The organism is Gottfriedia acidiceleris (assembly GCF_002128425.1).
Lineage (GTDB): Bacteria > Bacillota > Bacilli > Bacillales > Bacillaceae_G > Gottfriedia > Gottfriedia acidiceleris.
In genome coordinates this window covers 187,487-206,445 of the sequence record NZ_NESS01000004.1, presented here as the reverse complement: position 1 = coordinate 206,445, position 18,959 = coordinate 187,487, and the positions used below count along the sequence as shown (strand labels likewise).

Annotated in this window: 18 protein-coding genes; 8 read left to right on the top strand and 10 right to left on the bottom strand. The window is 33.4% G+C overall.

Annotated features, from left to right (window positions below; all coding sequences use genetic code 11):
• Positions 1-2 precede the first annotated feature (2 nt).
• Together B6K90_RS09540 and B6K90_RS09535 are read left to right on the top strand one after the other, a co-directional pair.
• Positions 3-1,184 carry a Ger(x)C family spore germination protein gene (locus tag B6K90_RS09540; RefSeq protein ID WP_088012506.1) on the top strand — a complete coding sequence of 394 codons (1,182 nt, stop codon included), beginning with the start codon at positions 3-5 and terminating at the stop codon, positions 1,182-1,184.
• Between the two features lie 17 nt (positions 1,185-1,201).
• Positions 1,202-2,314, top strand: a complete 1,113-nt coding sequence (locus B6K90_RS09535; RefSeq protein WP_167555331.1) for a GerAB/ArcD/ProY family transporter — start codon at positions 1,202-1,204, stop codon at positions 2,312-2,314.
• Positions 2,315-2,340: 26 nt separating this feature from the next.
• Here the strand turns inward: B6K90_RS09535 and B6K90_RS09530 are convergent, their stop codons facing one another.
• Positions 2,341-2,604, bottom strand: a complete 264-nt coding sequence (locus B6K90_RS09530) for a hypothetical protein (protein ID WP_088012504.1) — start codon at positions 2,602-2,604, stop codon at positions 2,341-2,343.
• A gap of 154 nt (positions 2,605-2,758) precedes the next feature.
• Between B6K90_RS09530 and B6K90_RS09525 the strand changes: the two genes are divergently transcribed.
• Positions 2,759-4,030, top strand: a complete 1,272-nt coding sequence (locus tag B6K90_RS09525; RefSeq protein ID WP_167555330.1) for an MFS transporter — start codon at positions 2,759-2,761, stop codon at positions 4,028-4,030.
• A 98-nt stretch (positions 4,031-4,128) separates the two neighbouring features.
• Here the strand turns inward: B6K90_RS09525 and B6K90_RS09520 are convergent, their stop codons facing one another.
• Positions 4,129-5,544 carry an amino acid permease gene (locus B6K90_RS09520; RefSeq protein WP_088012503.1) on the bottom strand — a complete coding sequence of 472 codons (1,416 nt, stop codon included), beginning with the start codon at positions 5,542-5,544 and terminating at the stop codon, positions 4,129-4,131.
• A 56-nt stretch (positions 5,545-5,600) separates the two neighbouring features.
• The gene (locus B6K90_RS09515; protein ID WP_088012502.1) at positions 5,601-6,740 is read right to left on the bottom strand and encodes an aminotransferase class V-fold PLP-dependent enzyme; all 1,140 of its coding nucleotides are present in this window, start codon (positions 6,738-6,740) and stop codon (positions 5,601-5,603) included.
• Positions 6,741-6,808: 68 nt separating this feature from the next.
• Here B6K90_RS09515 and B6K90_RS09510 point away from each other — a divergent pair, with 68 nt between their 5' ends.
• Both B6K90_RS09510 and fabZ read left to right on the top strand, forming a co-directional pair.
• Complete coding sequence (locus B6K90_RS09510) at positions 6,809-7,453, top strand: Crp/Fnr family transcriptional regulator (RefSeq protein ID WP_088012501.1); 645 nt, start codon at positions 6,809-6,811, stop codon at positions 7,451-7,453.
• A gap of 449 nt (positions 7,454-7,902) precedes the next feature.
• Positions 7,903-8,325, top strand: coding sequence for a 3-hydroxyacyl-ACP dehydratase FabZ (fabZ, locus tag B6K90_RS09505; protein ID WP_088012500.1), 423 nt, complete (start codon positions 7,903-7,905; stop codon positions 8,323-8,325).
• Positions 8,326-8,500: 175 nt separating this feature from the next.
• Here fabZ and B6K90_RS09500 read toward each other — a convergent pair whose 3' ends face one another.
• The 3 genes from B6K90_RS09500 to B6K90_RS09490 all read right to left on the bottom strand — a co-directional run bounded on the left by B6K90_RS09500 (position 8,501) and on the right by B6K90_RS09490 (position 13,470).
• Positions 8,501-9,037 (bottom strand): GrpB family protein, encoded by a 537-nt coding sequence (locus B6K90_RS09500; RefSeq protein WP_235821767.1) that lies wholly within the window; start codon positions 9,035-9,037, stop codon positions 8,501-8,503.
• Positions 9,038-9,104: 67 nt separating this feature from the next.
• Positions 9,105-11,861, bottom strand: a complete 2,757-nt coding sequence (locus B6K90_RS09495) for a DEAD/DEAH box helicase (RefSeq protein WP_088012499.1) — start codon at positions 11,859-11,861, stop codon at positions 9,105-9,107.
• Positions 11,839-13,470: a hypothetical protein gene (locus B6K90_RS09490; protein WP_088012498.1), complete on the bottom strand. Its 1,632-nt coding sequence runs from the start codon at positions 13,468-13,470 to the stop codon at positions 11,839-11,841. The genes B6K90_RS09495 and B6K90_RS09490 overlap by 23 nt, the downstream gene beginning before the upstream one ends.
• Positions 13,471-14,278: 808 nt before the next feature.
• Here B6K90_RS09490 and B6K90_RS09485 point away from each other — a divergent pair.
• On the top strand, positions 14,279-14,479 hold the full coding sequence (locus B6K90_RS09485; protein WP_056469390.1) for a cold-shock protein: 201 nt from the start codon (positions 14,279-14,281) through the stop codon (positions 14,477-14,479).
• 179 nt (positions 14,480-14,658) lie between these two features.
• Here the strand turns inward: B6K90_RS09485 and B6K90_RS09480 are convergent, their stop codons facing one another.
• Complete coding sequence (locus tag B6K90_RS09480; RefSeq protein ID WP_235821766.1) at positions 14,659-15,144, bottom strand: CarD family transcriptional regulator; 486 nt, start codon at positions 15,142-15,144, stop codon at positions 14,659-14,661.
• A 193-nt stretch (positions 15,145-15,337) separates the two neighbouring features.
• Between B6K90_RS09480 and B6K90_RS09475 the strand changes: the two genes are divergently transcribed.
• The gene (locus B6K90_RS09475; RefSeq protein ID WP_088012497.1) at positions 15,338-16,258 is read left to right on the top strand and encodes an alpha/beta hydrolase family protein; all 921 of its coding nucleotides are present in this window, start codon (positions 15,338-15,340) and stop codon (positions 16,256-16,258) included.
• Between the two features lie 56 nt (positions 16,259-16,314).
• On the opposite strand, the gene B6K90_RS09470 is transcribed toward B6K90_RS09475, so the two are convergent.
• Complete coding sequence (locus B6K90_RS09470) at positions 16,315-16,677, bottom strand: group I truncated hemoglobin (protein WP_088012496.1); 363 nt, start codon at positions 16,675-16,677, stop codon at positions 16,315-16,317.
• Between the two features lie 301 nt (positions 16,678-16,978).
• On the opposite strand from B6K90_RS09470, the gene B6K90_RS09465 reads away from it, so the two are divergent.
• Positions 16,979-17,494: a signal peptidase I gene (locus tag B6K90_RS09465; RefSeq protein ID WP_167555329.1), complete on the top strand. Its 516-nt coding sequence runs from the start codon at positions 16,979-16,981 to the stop codon at positions 17,492-17,494.
• A 72-nt stretch (positions 17,495-17,566) separates the two neighbouring features.
• Here B6K90_RS09465 and B6K90_RS09460 read toward each other — a convergent pair whose 3' ends face one another.
• The gene (locus tag B6K90_RS09460) at positions 17,567-18,229 is read right to left on the bottom strand and encodes an acyltransferase family protein (protein ID WP_139840707.1); all 663 of its coding nucleotides are present in this window, start codon (positions 18,227-18,229) and stop codon (positions 17,567-17,569) included.
• A gap of 292 nt (positions 18,230-18,521) precedes the next feature.
• Positions 18,522-18,731 (bottom strand): hypothetical protein, encoded by a 210-nt coding sequence (locus tag B6K90_RS09455; RefSeq protein WP_088012493.1) that lies wholly within the window; start codon positions 18,729-18,731, stop codon positions 18,522-18,524.
• Between the last annotated feature and the right edge of the window lie 228 nt (positions 18,732-18,959).

Below are 18,959 nucleotides of genomic sequence, written 5' to 3'. Positions count from 1 at the left end.
GTATGAAACGAAAAAGTATGATCTTAATTCTTATTACAAGTTTACTTTTGGTGAGTTGTTCTAATTATAAAGAATTAAACAGTGTGTCAATTGTGGTTGCTATGGGTATCGATTATTTACCTAAAGAAAATAAATACAATATGGTTCTTCAAATCATTAATCCGAGTGCAATTGCCAGTGTGACTGGTTCTATAGGTACACCAATTGTTTCAGTACAACAAAAAGGTAGAACGATTTCGGAAGCGGCACGAAATGTTACAAAAAGTGTTTCTCGATCAAATATATATTCTCATGTAGCACTTGTTGTTATTGGTGAAAACTTAGCAAAAGAAAAATCACTAAACTTTATATTTGATGTATTTGAAAGGGACTCCAAAATACGTGTTAATATTCCGGTCATTATTGCAAGGCACGAAAGTGTTTATAGAGTAATGAATAACTTACCAGCTCTTGATAAATTACCTGCTAAATCGATCGTAGGAAAAATTAAAAATACTTCTTCTCTATTAGGAGAAAATCAAGAAATGCAAATGCGTCAAGTAATTTCAGCCCTTTCAAGTAGTGGTAGAGAACCAGTCGTTAATGGTACAACTTTAGAGGATGTAACTAAGAAATCCGAAACACTTGATAATTTTTCTGATGTGAAATCATCCTATAACAAGATTAATGGCCTTGGGGTTTTTAAAAAGGGAAAGTTAGTAGGATGGTTAGATGGTCCACCAGCAAAATCGGTACAAATAGTTGATAATTTAATAAAGGAAACAAATATACAGATAAAATGCAGCAAAAAAGAATTTGATTCGATGGAAATCACACGTTTGAAAACGGACACAAAGATAAAAATGAAGGATAAAGTACCAATGATTAACATAAGTGTAAAAGCCATTGCAGTTATTGATGAAGTACTTTGTAATGACAATTTCGATCAAGCAAAAACACTAGAAAAATATGAAAAATTAAGTGAGAAAGCGGTAAAGGAAACAATAGAAACAGGGATTAAAGAAGCACAAGGATATGGGGCAGATATTTTTGGATTTGGAGAAAAACTACATTTATCAGAACCAAAGGTATTTAAAAAATATGAGAAAAACTGGAATGACCAATTTCAAAAGGCTAAAGTGAAAGTTAACGTTGATGTCCAAATAAATAATGTAGGTATGAGAAAAAAAGCTTATCCATTTTAGAAAAGAAGGGAATGCTAATGAATCGAAAATTATCAATAGGTGCTTACCAATTCTTTAGTATTATATATTTATTTGAAATGGGGAGCGCTACATTAGTAGGTCTTGCATCTGGAGCAATGCAAGATGCTTGGATTAGTGTTTTAATAGCTTTGGCTACTGGATGCTTACTATTTTATGTTTACATTAAATTATTTGAACTGTATCCTGAATTACCATTTACTAGATATGTTCAATCTATTTTAGGGAAGTTTGCAGGCAAAATACTAGCAATGGTTTATATTCTCTATTTTATTTATATTGGGGCACGAGTTCTTAGAGATTTTGAAGAATTACTAGTGATTACACTTTACAATGCGTCCTCACTTATTTCAATCGGTATTTTATTTATGTTTTTATGTATGTATGCCATCTTTAAAGGCTTTGAAGTATTCGGTAGAGTATGTGAGTTTCTGTTTTTTGTAATCATCGCCATAACGGTTACAATTATTGGTTTTGAAGTAATTGCTGGTTTAATAAAAACTGATAATTTAAGACCCGTACTAGAGACCGGGTGGAAAAAAGTTATAACAGAGGCTTACCCTTTAAGCGTTACATTTCCTTTTGGTGAAATGGTTGTATTTACAATGCTTTTGCCTTATTTAAAGAAACCAGAATATGCATGGAAAGTTGGCATTCCTGGATTAATCTTTGCAGGTCTGGTTTTAACATTAGTAACAATGATTAATATATGTGTTTTAGGAGCAAACACTGTGGCGAGGGCTACTTATCCTATATTAACTTCTATTAGTTATATCAATATTGCTGATTTTATTCAAAGGCTCGATTCAGTCGTTGTCATTATTATCACTATAGGGGGATTTATTAAGATAACGGTTTTTTTCTTTTGTGCGATAGTAGGAGCGGCAGATTTATTTAAAGTGAAAAAATCTGATACACTTACTTATCCAATAGCAGTAATCATATTAATTTGTTCCGTATGGATGGCACCTGATTATTTAGAACATTATAAAGAAGGGTTCGATATTGTTCCTTACTATTTACACATACCTTTACAAATCATTATTCCTACTGTTCTGTTGGTCATAGCAATCATCCAAAAAAAATCAAAAACAAAAGAGAATGCAGAATAGAAACTCTAACTGCATTCTCTTTTGTTTTAATTAGAAGTATTTTGACCTGCATTTTGTTCCTGACTTCGTTTCTTTTTTAGTTTTTTCAAATACTGCAGGACGATTTTTGCAACGCCGAATGGTACAGTAAAAAAGAAAATTAATACATAATCTTCACCTACTAGCTCTGTTTTGCTAAGTTTTATATTCGTTAGTAAGTGAGGAAATTTATCACCATTATATAAGTCGATTCCTTCCAATAAACACATCTCTAATATAAATAAACATAGAAATACCCAAAACACTTTCAAAACCCACACCCCATTTATAATCACTAATTACAATTATTTTGGTATATGATGGCAGTGATTATACGAGAAATTAGGGAAACTTCAACAAAAGTGTATGAGTTTTTATCTGAAAATTTAGTATATAATGAAGGGAGTGTAAAAAGGAGTGAACTAATTGATACAAATATTTAAAAATAAGAACTTTTCCTGGTTATTTTTAGCGAATTTTACTTCTCAGCTTGGTTCTGTAGTAGGGATGACAGCATTTATGTTGTACTTATTACGAAAATTTTCAAGTCAGCCATACTATGCTACTATAACTGAGCTAATGTATACCCTACCAATGATCTTTGTTTTCTTTTTAGTAGGTGTAGTAGCAGACCGTTTAAATCGAAAGAAAATAGCTGTTAATTGTGACCTTGTAAGTGCGATTTTATCAATTATTCTGCTAATAACGATTATGCAGGATTGGATATACCTATCATTCGGGATTCTCTTTTTAAGAAGTGGCGTTTCGAAGTTTTTCCAACCGGCTCAGTCTTCTTTATTACAGGGGATACTAACAGAAGATCAATATGCAATATCAGCCGGTTTAAACCAGCTAGTTAGTAGCTTATTTATGCTTTTTGGCGGAGCAATTGGGACATTCATATTTTGGACATTGGGAGTAGAAGCAGCCATTATCATTGATACACTTTCTTTCATTGCATCGGGACTATTTATTTTATTAGCAAAAGTTTCAAAGGACATTACGAATCCAAATGGAGAGCACAAACTAAAAGATTTGAAATTTACATTAGTCTTAAAGGATTTTAAAGAGGGAATTTACTACATAATGAATCATTCATTACTTAGATCACTTCTATCTGGTTTCTTTTTATTTGGTGTAATTAATGGTGGATTCTCTGTCATGCCATCATTTATTTTAAAGTATAAATTGGTACCAACTAACTACGAGGAAATGTTAATATATATCGGAGTAGCCTTTGGTTCGGGTGTTTTAATTGGAAGTATAATTGGCTCAATCCTTGCTAAGAAAATGCCACTACCGTATATGATCATAATTGGGTTAATTGTTTCCGGTATTTGTGTGGTCGTCGGAGGGTTTTCTAACTCTGCAATTGCCTATATCATTTGGCAATTCATAATCGGTTTAGCATTACCTGTTATCAATATTGGTATTGGTGGATGGTTCCCTAAAATTGTTGAAAAAAGGATGATGGGAAGGGTTCAAGGTTGGATATCCCCCATTATTTTATTCTCTCAAAGCATCACATTAGGATTAATTGCAGCATTTTATCCATCAATTTTAAAAATTGAATGGCTCCATGCCATCGTCGGAGCTAGTTTATCGATTGTTGGTATTTACTATTTATTCGTACTTCCAAAGTTTCTTAGAGCTGAGGCTATTAAAACGGTAGAGATTGAGAATTCGGTAAATCAATAAATGAATAATAATTAGACAGATTTAAAAGGTGACGAAATCTTTTAAATCTGTCTTTATTATTTGTAATTGCTATATTAAAAGAATCGTGAGTAATTTCATTAAAGTGCAGATTTATTATTTGGATTATTTTTGTATAAAAACGATTTGCGACTTTTTTGTCCCCAGTAACCAATAGATACTAAGATAACCCATGGAATTCCGATTTTCCATGCTGAATTCCAATCTGGTGAAAATGCCATAGTAATCAAAATACCACTAAGTAAAAGAATACCGATCCATTGCAGAACTGGAAAGAGCGGTGCTTTAACAGGTAGTGCCCCTTGAAAATGAAGGTGAACAGTTTTTCTAAAACGGAGATGACTAATTAGAATCATAAGCCATACTAGAATTCCTCCAAAGATTGAGATACCAAATAATTTGTTAAATGTGTCTGGATAATACATGGATAAGACACTTGCAATCAATACGCCACCACTTGAAATGAATATTGCTGTCACTGGGGTACCGTTTTTAGATAATTTACCTAACGTTTTTGGTGCATATTCACCGCGAGATAATGAGAATAACATACGGGATGTTAAGTAAAGATTAGTATTCATGCTAGATAATGCAGCTGTTAAGATAACAAAGTTCATAATACCAGCCGCATATTTCACTCCAGAACTTTCGAAGATTTTTACAAATGGTGATCCCGAAACTTCATGAGCACCGGCTTGCATCCAAGGAACAACAGCAACTATAATTCCCAACGATAAAATATAGAATAAAAATAAACGTAGAACCATGCTCCTCATTGCTTTTGGTATTGCTTTTTTTGGATCTTTTGACTCTCCGGCCGTAACTGCAACAATTTCTACACCATAAAAACTAAAGATTGCCATAAGTACGGCCATCCAGACTCCTTTAAAACCATTAGGGAGGAATCCATGCTGATCAGTATAATGATGAAATCCTACAGAGTGTGAGTGACCAATTCCAAAAAGGAGTGAAATACCAAATATTATGAACAGTACGATCGCGACAACTTTAATCATTGCAAACCAGTACTCAATATTGCCAAAGTTAGCAACTGATCTACTGTTTATAAGAACTATAGCTACACCAAATCCAAGTGTCCATAACCAAACAGGAATATCAGGAAACCAATACTGCATATATAGACCAACAGCAACGGCTTCTCCGCCGATTGCAATTACTTGAGCTGCCCAATATGTATAACGAATTAGGAAACCTGCCCATGGATTTAAATACATCTCAGCATAAGTTCCAAATGAACCCGCCGTTGGATGTACAACAGCCATTTCAGATAAACTGAACATCATTATGACTGCTATAAATGCAGCAATAATATAGCTTATTATAACCCCAGGACCGGCATATCCTATTGCAATACCACTTCCCATAAATAATCCAGTACCTATTGCTCCACCAATTCCGATCATAGTCAGTTGACTACTAGTAAGCGAACGATTAAGCCCGCCTTCTCGATCAATTAGAGTTTTATTTTCATTCATATTATTTCGCCACCTTTCTTAAATTGTTTACTATAGATTAAGGTCTAGCAGTTTCGTTAGCCTTTTCTAATCGCAAAAGCAATTTCTTCAATTGCACGTACAACTTCTTCATCTGTATTGTAGAAATGAGGAGCTATGCGTAGGACATCATTTCGAGCTGAGACAATAATCTTCTTTGTTTTTAAGTATTGTTCGATGGAGGATGCTTGTTCTATTCGTATTGCAGTGTTACTGCCTTTTATTGATAAATCTGTCGGACTTACCACCTTCACTCCAAGTGAATGAGCAGTTTCAATTGCAACTGATGATAAGTAGGTTAGATAGTCCTGAATGGCTGGTACGCCAATTTGGTTTAATAAAGAAATACCCGCTTCAGCTGCATAGGCATTTATCATCATTGGAGTTCCAGTATCAAAACGCCTTGTTCCTTCAGCATAATCAAGAAGACGGTGATTAAACGCAAATGGATTTACCCGACTAAACCAACCAGTAGTTGGAGGATTTAGTGTATCTGCTAACTCTTTTCTAACATATAAAAAGCTAATCCCAGGCATACCAAGTAAAAACTTTTGTGCACCTGTTGCGAGTGCATCGATTCCCATTTCCTTAACATCGATTGGAACACTTCCAGCAGATTGATAGGCATCGACAAACAGTAGTGATCCATTCGCTTTTGTAATGTTTGAAATAGCTTTGATATCTTGAATAAACCCATTATAATAAGACACATGTGGAACAGATGTTATAAGTGTGTTTGAATCCACTGCTTTTTCATATTGTTCAATTTGAATTTGATGAAGGTTTTCATCTAAAAACATGACGTTTGCGCCACGCTGTACTTGTGATAGCCATACGTGACCAATGCATGGAAAATCAATATCGGTTGTAACCACTTTATTGCGATCTCCAGCAAAATCTAATGATGATGCAAAAGAAGAAGCAGCATCAGATACGCTTGAAAGGACCGCAATTTCATCAACAGAAGCATTTATTAAAGTAGCGAAAGCAACTTTAGCTTCATGGACCTTGTCCATCCATCCCTCCCAATCCATGCCTTTTTCGGTCCAGCTCGTTAAATAAGAGTGAATACTTTCCTTCACCGGTGATGAAATGGCACTTTGGGAACAACTTGATAAATGAATTGTTTCCGATAAGGTCGGAAAAAGAGAGCGTTTTTCTATAAATGGGTTTATCATTTTAAATCATCCTTTCAATAATTTGATAGCGTTTTCATTTTTGGTACTTAATTAATATGAGGTGACATATGAATCATCAATCCTTATGGTTTGAACAAGGGGAATGGACAGCAACTCCTTTTATTGAAATAGCTAAAGAACTATCTTTTTCACGTGAAATCGTATTATTTCAACAAGATGAGAGACATCCTTTTGTGTATCTCGTCCTAGAAGGGCGAATTCGCATTTATTTGTTATCGCCTAATGGGGCTGAGCGCCATTTATATATCGTTGGACCTGGAAATATTATTGGTGAATCAAATGTATGGGCAGATGAAGTATATGGTTACAACGCATCTACTTCATCAACAGCACGTGTTCTTCGAATACCAAAGCCAGCATTTCATGATATTGTTATGAGAGAGCCAGTGCTTATTCAAAAAGTGCTAAGATCATTAAGCAACAAACAATCAGCTCTACTTCTCCAAACGAAGTTAATGAGTTTTTCAGATATAGGAGAGCGCGTTCTAACAATGCTGCGACAATTAGCATCCTCATATGGCAAAAAAACGACTAAAGGTATAACAATTTCGATTCCATTTACTCATCAGGAACTAGCTTATGTAGTTGGTTCATCACGTGTAAGCGTATCTTATGTAATGAACGAACTATGTGAAAAAGGAATTATCGAGAAACAAAATGGACGATACACCCTACTAGCCTTGGAGTGTTAGTATTTTCTTGTAATAACTTAATCTTAAGAAATTCGACCGCGTAAATCTGTCAAATACTTTACAAAATATCTAATTGTTTAAAATTTTCTGTAAATAATATAAATACTAGTCCTAGATTACTCAAAAACTATAGGTTGCTAGAATAAATAAGTTTTTTAATTAGGGTTAATTCAGTCGGCGTAGTATAAGTGAAATAGTAGAACTCTAAAACCCGATAGGCCATTAATAATCTTGATCAATAGAAGATAGCGAATCTTCTAATCGATTAAAAATAATATGGTTTAGTCCTCAAGTAATAGCAATTGAGATGAATTGTACAGTTCATTATGGGTTTGCGTTAACTTACAAAATAAGATAGTATTATATTTATAGCGCATAGAAGCTGGTCTTAAGACTTGCTTCTTTTTTATTAACATAATGAATCTTACAAATTAGGAGGACTACATAAAATGTTAGATATTAAAGCAATTAAAGAAATTCTTCCTCATCGTTACCCATTTTTATTAGTAGATCGCATCATTGAGCACGAAGAAGGTAAACGTGCGACCGGTATTAAAAATGTAACAGCTAACGAAGAGTTTTTTAATGGTCATTTCCCTGACTATCCTGTAATGCCAGGAGTACTAATTGTAGAAGCTCTAGCACAAGTTGGAGGAGTTGCGGCGTTAAGCCTTGAGCAAAATAAAGGTAAACTAGCATTATTCGCTGGTATCGATAATTGCCGCTTTAAAAGACAAGTAGTACCAGGTGATCAGTTGAGACTAGAGGTCGAACTAGTGAAAATGCGTGGACCGATTGGTAAAGGTAAAGCAGTCGCAACAGTTGACGGACAAATAGCTTGTGAAGCTGAACTTACATTTGCACTTAAGTAAATAGAGTGAATAAAAAAGAAGCCTATTTTTAATAAAATAGGCTTTTTTTATTAAGTAATAGTAGTAAACTAGATGGTTTAAAAAGATTTAGCAGAAGTTCAACTAACTGTAATTTAGGAAATTAAATATGACCCAGTATACTCCCATTGCATGTTTTTTATTTTTGTATTCATGGTTACTTATTCGTCTTTCTCCACTCAATAGCTTTTCGCTCTAAATCCTTCACAAAAGCATCTTTTCCATCCATATATCCATAAATATCTTTTGGAAATTTTTCAGCAAGCTGTGCTTTTAATTCTCCGTATGCTTTCATATCATCCTCGTGTGCTCTTAAATAAGCTGGTACAGCTAGATGACGCTCAATTTCTTTTTCATTATCAAATTGATACATATGCATTTGATGGGTACGGTTCTCGCCACCTTTTCTAAAGTATCTTCTACCTGGAAGGCCGAACTCACCAAGCCCCTCGTAACCAATTTCAGCCAATTGATCATTATACTTGTCTATTTTTTCTATGTTTTTAACGACAGGTAACATATCAATGATTGGTTTGGCTTTTAAATTTGGGACTGATGTACTTCCGATATGATGGATCTCAATGAGTTCATCTTTTAAGATTTCACGTATTTGATTAGCTTCGTCTTGAAATAGGTATTTCCAATTTTCATCATGGTTTTTAATAATTACGTTCATACCACTTTGTGTGCTCATATTAAAACCTCCAATCTAAATAGGAAATGGGATTACTTTTATACAATAATCCCATTTTCCATGCATATTAAACACCTAACAACTCAACAAGCTCATCCATAGATAATTCAGTAATCCATTGCTCGCTCGTTATGATTGTATCGTTAAGTGATTGTTTACGTTGTAGCATTTCATCAATTTTTTCTTCTAGCGTTCCGATCGTTACAAATTTATGTACTTGAACGAATTTTGTTTGTCCGATTCTGTATGCTCGGTCAGTTGCTTGATTTTCAACTGCTGGATTCCACCAACGGTCAAAGTGCATAACGTGATTTGCTGCTGTTAAGTTTAGTCCTGTTCCACCAGCTTTTAGTGAAAGAATAAACACTTTTACATCCCCGTTTTGAAAGCGAGAAATCATATTATCACGGGCTGTTTTAGGAACGCTACCGTTCAAGAATAATACTTCTTCACCAAATTTTGCTTGGATTGCTTCTTTAAGCATATCACCCATTCGCACGTATTGAGTAAAGATTAGACAGCTTTCATTTTGTTCAAGTATTGGGTCTATTAATTCGAATAGTCGTTCTACTTTGCTTGATCGCTCTTCAAATTCAACTAACTGTGATTCTTTTAAGAATAAAGAAGGGTGATCACAGATTTGTTTTAATTTATTTAGCATCCATAATATACGGCCTCGACGTTCGATACCAGTTAATGTATCGATTTGTTTTAAGCTGTCTTGAACAACTTGTTCATATAATGCCGCTTGTTCAACAGATAAAGGACAAAGCATCTTTTGTTCTTGTTTTGGCGGGAGATTTAATGCCACGTCTTCGTCTTGCTTTGTACGTCTTAGTAAAAAAGGCGAAATTAACCGATGAACAGCATTAATTTTTTCTTCATCTCGGTCCTTCTCAATAGGGTTTACATAATTGCTAGCGAAACGGTTTAGTGAACCAAGATATCCTCTATTTATAAAATCAAATATTGTCCAAAGCTCCGTTAAGCGGTTTTCCATTGGAGTACCGGTAAGAGCAATGCGGTGTTCAGCGTTTAATCCACGAACTGCACGAGACTGCTTTGTCGTTGGATTTTTTATGTTTTGAGCTTCATCAAGAATGATACTTTTCCAAACATATTGCTTAAGGTCCTCATAATCTAATACGCTTAAAGCATAGGAAGTTATGACAATATCGACATCTCTAATTACTGAAAATAAATCTTCACCTTTTAAACGATTACCCCCATAGTGAACATGAACAGTTAAATCGGGATAAAATAGTTCAATTTCTCGTTTCCAGTTGTTGATAACAGAAGTAGGGCAGACAATCAATGAAGCCCCACGTTTTTCTTCAATTTCTTTACGATAAGCCAAATAAGAGATCGATTGAATTGTTTTACCAAGACCCATATCGTCAGCAAGTAATGCACCGAATCCCATATTTTTCAAATGAACTAACCATTCAAACCCTTTTTGCTGATATGCACGTAATGTTGCTTGCAGACCACTAGGAGTATTAAGCTCGGGAACCTCTGAAATGGATGTTAATCGTTTAGTTAATTCTCGGAAAACATCATCAACTTCAATTTCAACATCAGCAAAAGGCGAGTTCTCGTCCTCAGGTTTCTCAGTTCCTTGTAGTAGTTCATGTTGAAGAACTTCATGGAATCTAAGTCCTTGCTTTTCAGCCTTTGCCATCATTTTCTTCATACGTGCAATAAAAGCAGGGTCAAGTGCAATCCACTGACCGTTAAATTGAATTAAACGTCTTTGATTTTCAACGAATTGCTGGAATTGTTGCTCCGACAGCTCCATCCCATTTGTTGATATTCGCCAGTTGAAGTCAACTAATGTTTCCATATTGAAAAATGAATTTCCAGCGGGCTTACCTTTTACACTTGCTTTTAAAGTCATCTTATTTTGTTTTAAAGCTTGCCACCAGCTTGGTAAAAGTACCTGAATATTTGCAGAAAGTACTTTTTCACTATCCTCTGTCAAAAATGTCCAAGCTTCTTGTTCACTTAAAACTTCTTTCGGCTTATGATCGTCAATTAAGTTTGGTGCTAATAATCCAACTCCTTGAAACGTTCGATCTAAATACTCAGCATAAGATGAATGCTTTTTATGTAATGATTCATGTCCGGTATATTCATAAGGTTTTATTGTTTTACGCTCATCAGTTAAGTATGTACGTAAATTCCAGTCATCGTGTTCACTCATTGGCTCTTCAAGTACTAGTCGAATTGAAAATGGAACATCATCATCTCTTAGTCCGATTTTTACATGCCAATCGTCTTCATCAATACTATGAGTGAGTTGCTGTTTTATATAACTTGGATTGTGATACAAGCCTCTTGCAATATCCCATCGTTTAGAATGTAATGTATTAATTTCAAACTGCTGTTTAATTGCAGAAGAAACCAATTCTTTTAAAGTTGGTTCTAATTGTTCAAATCCATCAATTTTCCATAACTCTTCGCCATTCTGATAATGAGCAAAACTTGGCGAGACGTGGCCTTCGTTAAAATCTTCGTATAACCGTGAGATTGCCGTATGAAACTCATTTGCTTCATCTAAATAAGTAATCTCTACTAATGAGTTTTCTTGATGTTCCTTAAAAAAAGTAAGTGCTTCGATTGGAGTTAAAAGAGTTCCTTCAATCTGACCGACTCGGGTCGGCTGCAATAATGTCCCATAATATGAAGGTTCATGCCATTGAAACACTAGATGCTTCCATGCGGTTACCGGTAAAATGACACCGTGACTTTGCATTCCATAAATGAGCAAGCCTTTTCGCTCAACCCATTTTACGGCAATACTAAGATTTGCTAGTCGCTTCATTGACTAATTTTCCTTTCTTTAATTCCTCTTGAAGTGCACGTAAACGAATAAATTGAGATTCAACATATTGAATATAGTCTTCCCACTCATTCATACGCTTTAATTTTTTATAATTTGTTCTTAGTTTTTTTAAATATCGAACAGCTATTTTATAGTTTGCTCGGCCTTTTAATTCAATGTAATAAAGAACTAAGTGGTGATATATAGGTAATACAGATTGAGGTGAGTACTTATGTACCTCCTGAAGATCATGTTTATCAATGTAATCAGGATTGTAAGAATATAAGTACATTTGCAACTCAGCCCATCGATTATATTCTCGATTATGCATTAAGTAATCAGTATACTGCATCACACTATATGGAAGTAATGCTTGATAAACTACTTCTAGACCAGCTGTTTCATTAATGTAAAAACTATTATACTCATAATTAGTAAGGAAATGTTTCGCAAAAGTAGTTTTTGCATATTCATCATCGCCATTTTTTAAAAAGTGTAAAAGCATCTCGTAATATAATGGCAAAAATAATGTTAGACGTTCTGTTTCATTGTTTTTTCGAAGAATTTCTATCCAGTAAGTATAGCAATAAAGAGTACGTTCATTATTGCTGTATTGCTTTATAATGGACAACATTGTTTCATCTTCTTTTAATAAATAATATAGATGAGCTTTTCCTAAATTCGCATAATAATTGTCCTCAACCTTTGATAAAGTTTCTAAATCCTTATATAAAATCTTTGGATTATTTAATAGCTCTTTATAAACATGACGAAAAGAGTTATATCGAGGAATTAAACAAAGATTTCTTTCTAATAAAAGAGCTTGCAACTGCTCACGAAGAACCTCTTCATACTGAGTAGAAACTGAACCTCCAGTTAGATTATGTAATTGCCTACTAACTGCTTCAATTTGATTTTCTAACATTGTCATTTCGCGCGGTAAATGCGCATTGTCGTATACTGTACTTTGAATTTCTATTTGTCCGACCATTTTATTCATTGTAAAAATTGACGCAAGTAACTGGTATTGAAGCTTTTCTTTTTCTTGACGTGGTTGTTGATTCAATAATCCATGATAAAACCGTTCATATAATGGATAAACAAAATAAACATCCTGGTAAAATGACGTCCTTTGCTGTTCAATATACTCCTCATACTTTTTCTCAAACAACGCCACTGTCTCTTTCGGTCGATCCTGCTCAAACATACTCATTTGATCTAGCAGTTGGCGACCAGTCATGATATTTGGGATACTTTTTAAAGAAGACTGCTTAAACTTCCTCATTATATCTCCGACTAAAGAAAATGAAGCGGCAGCATAGCAAAGTAGTGCAATTTGATGTTGGCATGGTGGAGCTTCGTAGCAATCACATCCATTTTGATCATGGTTTTCAATATGTAAAATTGGTAAATGAATATGATCGCCTTCTTCGACAACACCAACAAGTCGACCTTCGCGAACCGATACATTATATACTTGACCCATTCGATACAACTGCAGGCCAGCTTCGACAAGCTCCGCATCCCTAGTATTTTGGGGAGAAAGCTTTGAAAAAAGTGAATATGAAAGTTCATAAATAATATCTTTACTTAAATCACGCTGAAGCATTCGATGCCTCCTTACTCGAAACATTCTTATTGGTAATTATACCCTAAACAAATACGATACACATAGCCGAAAAGGGAAAAAGTGAAAGTTGACCTAGATTGTTTTATTTAGTCGTAGTTAAGGTTTTGGAATCGCATTAAAATTAAGGAATAGTAAATAAAAAGGTAAATCGCTATAAAACTTAGGAACGCAAATAAAAAAGGTGAATCGCAATTATATTTCGAGAATCGCAATAAAAAAGCACCAAATCGCAATAAATTCAACACATCAATCTTTTTATATGTAAAATCCTCATAGTTTCAACCAAAATATATAAAAACATACGAAATTTAAAAAGAAAGGAATGATTTTTTAAAAAAATTCTTTAGATTTTTGTAGAATTCGTCTATGGATTGGCTATTGATTGTTGCAGCAAAAGGCGGAGGCAGTGGATATAAAGGTAAGTATGATGCTGAAAAAAAGACCAGAATCTTATTGGAATTTCTCCATTTGTAAGGAAAAAACCAGTTCCAGATAGTTATGTCATTGGCTTTATGCAGAAGAACTTACCAGTTGGATTAATAAATACTTGCTAACGAAAAGTAAAAATAAGTTCATTTTTTATATTAAATTAATTAAATTTAATTATTCTTCGTGCGCAATTTGTTTTTCATTTCATTCTGTGTTATTATAATGACATACTTAATATATTGGTTAATTCAATTCATGTGTTAAAAGGGACGAATTTTCATCCTGTTCTAATGTGTGTATTTTTTCTTAACAATACTCATTAAGTGTAAAAAAACAGGAATAAATGGAGGTTCGTACAATGAACACAGGTACAGTTAAATGGTTTAATGCAGAAAAAGGTTTCGGATTCATCGCTGTTGAAGGTGGAGACGATGTATTCGTACATTTCTCAGCTATCCAAGGCGAAGGTTTCAAATCTCTTGAAGAAGGCCAAAAAGTAAGCTTTGAGATCACTCAAGGTAACCGTGGCGCTCAAGCTGAAAACGTAGTTAAATTATAATTTTCACTTCTGAGTGAATAAAGGGCTGCTAGCATATTTGTTAGCAGTCTTTTTTATTTTGTTTGGGAAAGCGGAGTGGTTGAGCGTCGGCTTATTCAAGATAGTAACGATTAAAATTAATCAACAAAAAAAGAGCTTAAAAAAAGAGCTTAAGTAAGCTCTTTTTCTTAAATACATTTTTATTTTAATGCAGAATCAATTAACTCGGTTGCCTCAAGCTGCGATATGCCTTTAATTAAGCTAAGTTCGCCAACAAACATTCGTTTGGCTGTGTCGAGCATTTCTCTTTCACTTGGATTTAAAGGTTTCTCTCTACTTTGAAGCGTTAGATCACGTACAACTTGAGCACCAGCGAGTAATTCGCCAGACTTTAATTTTTTCATGTTTAAATCATATTTTTGTTTCCAAGATAAGGAATCGTCGGGAAGACCATTTGAAAAATCATCTAATACATTACTTAAATGTTCACTGTCTTCGACTAAACGAATTTTCGTGTTTGAAACATTCCCTTGAGGGACCATCAATTTTAAATTACTGGATGGTATGTTGATTATGTAGTACTGTTGTGTTACACCTTGTATAACTTTCTCTTCGATGGAATCAATTACTGCAGCTCCCTGCATTGGGTAAATAATTTGATCGCCAATTTTGAACAATGTACCCACCTCCGAAAATTCTTATAAGTTAAGTATAACATTAATAAATGAAATATCAAAATTTATATGATAACATTTGTAAAATAAAACTGTCAATAATTTTATGTATATTTTTTTGCTTTTTTGGGGAAAAGATGAACATGTCATATGGTCATGGACATAATATGAAGAGAGAGACTGTCGAAAGGAGGTTAGGTTACTAATGAATTTTCGTGTAGTTATTTTTATCGTTACAGTACTTACTTTTTTCACAACGACCACCGGATGTAGCCAACAAGAGCAAAGAGAGCTAGAAAAACTTCCTGATGGCGTATTACTAGCAGCATCCGAACTTTCTTATGAAGCATTTATAAATAAAGAAATAGGTAAAAGCTTAAGAGAACATAAAGGGATTGTTGATCCATTACTTACTCAAGTTCATAAAAATCTTAGTGATTATGGGCTTGTTTCGATGACATCTGGTAATATTGGATTTTCAGCAATTGCATTAAAAAACAATAAAAACAATAGTTTACTATTTGCATTTAGTGGACTAAAGAAAATCAACTTACAAGATATTTATCAAAGATTAGTCGAATTTGAAACTCCAGAGAATGGTTCGCCCGTTGTCGTAGATCAACAAGCTCAGCAAGCATATGAATGGGTTACATCGATATTAAATAAAAAAGAGAACAAACATTCAAGTGTGTATGTTACTGGTCATTCCTTTGGAGGTTATTTGGCCCAATATGTAGGTTACCAACTTAAAAATGATAAAAAATTGAAAAATCATCTATTTGTACAGGGCGTTACATTTAACTCATTAGGTGTACTATTAGATGATGGTTCGAAAAAACTTCATGCAAAGTCACAAAAAGTCCAAATAGCTTTTAAACCACTATTTACAAACTATATTGTTAAAGGTGACCCATTGGACTACGCCAATAAAACCTTCTTTAAACAAATAACTGGATACTCACTCAAGCATATTGGTAATGTAAAATATATTACAGTTGATGAGAATTATAAAACGTCTTTAGCTGCTTTAGATAAAACAACAGATCTATGGACAAAAGCAAGATTATTGAAACCTTTATACCCATATCACGATTTGGTTGAGTTTGAAAGTGCGTTTTGGAAATAAAATCGAACAATTTGAAAGCTCTACCTGTATAAGTAGTAGCTTTCTTAATGAAATTATTATTTATATTGTATGTCATCTCTAAGTGATTCGACCTTCGTTAAGGCTTGATCAATGTCTGCCTCGCTTACTCCAAAGTGAGCCAGTGCATCATGGAGGTGGGTTGCAATTGCATTAAAATGCTCAGGCTGGATATTCATTCCCTCATGAGCTTTTGACATGGATTTACCAGTATACTTGTTAGGTCCCCCTAAAGCAAAGCTAATAAATTTTGTTTGATGACGGCGTTGCTTATCCATATCTGTTTTTTCAAAGAAATGATTGACTGTTTCATCTTTTAGTACCAGTTCATCATAAAAATAATCGACTACTTTTCCAACTGTTTCTTCTCCACCATATTTTTCATAAATAGTTTGCTCCATTTAGTAGCTTCCTTTCAATATAAGATAGAAGTAGAATTCCCATAAAATGGTTAAATATAACCTGAATTATGAATGAATTTTTTTTAAGAACATTGCTTAAAAAGTTCAGAGAAGAGAACATAAGTTAAGTTAGAATAGAAAAAGTGTTTAGCTAATCTATGCTAAACACTTTTTTTGGGGTGGTCTATTTTTACATAACGGGGAACAAGTTGATAGCCTGAGCATAAGATAATAGGACAGGAAGTGATTAAGTTTAATAGCTGCATTAAGAATGCGGTCTTTAGTAGAAAGAAGAAGGATAATGAGAGTATTTGGTAGATTTATAAATATTCTACTAGTTATCATACTGCTAATTTTAGGATATAAGATAATACAAAGTAAGATAGAAGGAAAACCTCCAACGTTTTTTGGCCATCAAGTTTACTATGTGTTATCAGGCTCGATGGAGCCAACACTTCCAAAGGGATCAATAATAATTGTAAAAGATATTACTAGTGAAACGAAACTTAGTTTAGGAGATATTATTACTTTCAAAATGCCATATAATGAAGATATCCTTGTAACACATCGAATAAATGAGGTTATTAATGAAAATGGACAATTAGTATATCGAACAAAGGGTGACGCAAACCCGATTCAAGACCCCTGGATTATTGAGAAAGAGAGTATTGTTTCGGTATATAGCGGAGTTAAGCTTCCAATAGTAGGATATTTTTTAAAACAGATTCATAAGAGCTTTAGTATATCTTTACTATTAACTATTTTAGGGTTAATTCTTATATCATATGGGTTAAAGTTGATTAATAAAAAAGAGTAAAAACCACTTCATTTTTGAAGTGGTTTTTACTCTTTATTCCGGTAAGTATTAATTACTTTACTAAAAATCTATTTATTGATTTTTTGTCAATAATTGATTTGATTGAAACGAATTTTTTCGTTTTGCCACCTTTCTACCTAATTGCATACTCGGAACCTCGACGAATCTCCAAGCTATATAAGCGATTGCTATAGAAAAGACGATTGTCATTATGAATACGATCCATAAAGGAAATATGTTATAGAAGAGATGAACAAAATATAATAGAACTAATGGGTGGTATAAGTATAAGCTAAAAGAAATTTTTCCAACAAAATGAATAGGTCTATACATTAGAATTTTTTTAACTTTTGTTGATCCAATTGCTATTATAAAGAGACCAGTTGCACCTAAGCCCATTCCATATTCTTGAGTAATTAACGAAAACTCCGTAAATGCACGTAGCTTAGTTACCTCATATATATCATACATAGCTAGGCCAGAAAAATTAAATAGAAATATAGAAAATAGAAAGAACAATATTCTATACTTTAGTTTTAGTTTTTCGAAAAAGCTAACAAGTTCCAATCTATGTTTAGCGAAAAGAATGCCAATAATAAAGATTGAAAGATATGATAAAGTATCAATGTATGAGATATGAAATCCATTTGATTGCTCTATATTAAATACTATATCCAGTGCTTTCACACTAGTAAAAACAAAACAAATTAGTATACTTATTTTCCAGTTTAACACGTTTAATTAGTAGTACGATAAATGGGAAAACTAAAGCTATCCTTAGCTCATGGATTAATGTCCAGATTACGCCATTAAATGCATCAGCATGAATATTTCCAATTAAGTAGATATGTTCAATAATTAATTTTCCTGTTAGATGAGATTTCCACTGGCTATCAAATACCCATTTATATTTGTAATACTCTTCGTTATAAATAGTTGAGATAAAGTAATTGCAAGTGAAATTGAGATAATGTACGGAACATAGATTCTAAATAATCTTTTTATGAGAAACGAGGGATAATCTACTTTATTTTTTTGTAAAGAAGGGTATTGATAAAACAAAGCCACTTAATACAAAAAATAACATTACTGCGCCATGGGCATTGGTTGCACCTGTTGCCTTAAGCACTTTGTCTATTATTATTGATAGCGGTATTAATGAAATTGCGTGACTTACTAAAACACAAAAAGCCGCAATTCCACTAATCGAGTCTAATTGTTCAATTCGGTTTTTCATAGTAATCTCTCCTAAAATCAAATGGTTTCCTCAAATATATTCTTTAATGAGAATTCACTTCCTCTTAAATAAAATTTTGTTAAAAATTTTTAATATATTTTGAAGGTTTCAGTTAAGAAAAATGGAATTAGATTAAGTAATTTTTAATATATTTAATTGGTAGATTAATGGATGAAAAGTAAATAAATTTATAAAGTTTGTAAATTTTTAAAAAATCAAACAATAACA

Excerpts from the sequence above, each read along its gene's own strand:
- B6K90_RS09500 (WP_235821767.1), bottom strand. The coding sequence starts at position 9,037 with ATGAGCACACAAAGTGGTATGAACGTAATTATTAAAAACCATGATGAA.
- B6K90_RS09520 (WP_088012503.1), bottom strand. The coding sequence starts at position 5,544 with ATGAATGAAAATAAAACTCTAATTGATCGAGAAGGCGGGCTTAATCGT.
- fabZ (WP_088012500.1), top strand. The coding sequence starts at position 7,903 with ATGTTAGATATTAAAGCAATTAAAGAAATTCTTCCTCATCGTTACCCA.
- B6K90_RS09485 (WP_056469390.1), top strand. The coding sequence starts at position 14,279 with ATGAACACAGGTACAGTTAAATGGTTTAATGCAGAAAAAGGTTTCGGA.
- B6K90_RS09495 (WP_088012499.1), bottom strand. The coding sequence starts at position 11,861 with ATGAAGCGACTAGCAAATCTTAGTATTGCCGTAAAATGGGTTGAGCGA.
- B6K90_RS09540 (WP_088012506.1), top strand. The coding sequence starts at position 3 with ATGAAACGAAAAAGTATGATCTTAATTCTTATTACAAGTTTACTTTTG.
- B6K90_RS09490 (WP_088012498.1), bottom strand. The coding sequence starts at position 13,470 with ATGCTTCAGCGTGATTTAAGTAAAGATATTATTTATGAACTTTCATAT.
- B6K90_RS09510 (WP_088012501.1), top strand. The coding sequence starts at position 6,809 with ATGAATCATCAATCCTTATGGTTTGAACAAGGGGAATGGACAGCAACT.
- B6K90_RS09465 (WP_167555329.1), top strand. The coding sequence starts at position 16,979 with ATGAGAGTATTTGGTAGATTTATAAATATTCTACTAGTTATCATACTG.
- B6K90_RS09470 (WP_088012496.1), bottom strand. The coding sequence starts at position 16,677 with ATGGAGCAAACTATTTATGAAAAATATGGTGGAGAAGAAACAGTTGGA.
- B6K90_RS09515 (WP_088012502.1), bottom strand. The coding sequence starts at position 6,740 with ATGATAAACCCATTTATAGAAAAACGCTCTCTTTTTCCGACCTTATCG.
- B6K90_RS09475 (WP_088012497.1), top strand. The coding sequence starts at position 15,338 with ATGAATTTTCGTGTAGTTATTTTTATCGTTACAGTACTTACTTTTTTC.
- B6K90_RS09455 (WP_088012493.1), bottom strand. The coding sequence starts at position 18,731 with ATGAAAAACCGAATTGAACAATTAGACTCGATTAGTGGAATTGCGGCT.
- B6K90_RS09535 (WP_167555331.1), top strand. The coding sequence starts at position 1,202 with ATGAATCGAAAATTATCAATAGGTGCTTACCAATTCTTTAGTATTATA.